This is a genomic window from Pseudoalteromonas sp. 19-MNA-CIBAN-0066, from assembly GCF_040308705.1.
Classification (GTDB): domain Bacteria; phylum Pseudomonadota; class Gammaproteobacteria; order Enterobacterales; family Alteromonadaceae; genus Pseudoalteromonas; species Pseudoalteromonas nigrifaciens.
This window is the reverse complement of the sequence record NZ_JBEONZ010000284.1, coordinates 1-258: the sequence shown is the minus strand read 5'-3', so window position 1 is coordinate 258 and position 258 is coordinate 1. Positions and strand designations below refer to the sequence as shown.

The following is a 258-nucleotide window of genomic DNA, read 5'->3' as shown; positions in this document are numbered from 1 at the left end:
GCCGAACCGCCGCTGGCCTCGGCTGCAGCAGACGCCAAGCCACCGCCGAGCGAATGCCCGGTGAAATCGACGCCGGCCGACGCGCCCGTGGTCTCGATGTTCTTGCCGATCGTGACCGCATTGCGGTAATACGGCGCATCGGCACCGAGCCCTTGCGCCATGTTGTTGCTCATGTCTTCGCCGAAGAGCTGCTGCGTCCCCTTGAACGCGACCGTCGGCTTCATGCTGTCGCCGAAAACATTCGGATCCGGGATATAC

General features: G+C 64.0%; 1 protein-coding gene. It reads right to left on the bottom strand.

Annotated features, from left to right (window positions below):
• A partial coding sequence (locus AAEZ18_RS19160) for a Tle-like phospholipase domain-containing protein (RefSeq protein ID WP_502935424.1) occupies positions 1–224 on the bottom strand: 224 nt, incomplete at its 3' end.
• Positions 225–258 lie beyond the last annotated feature (34 nt).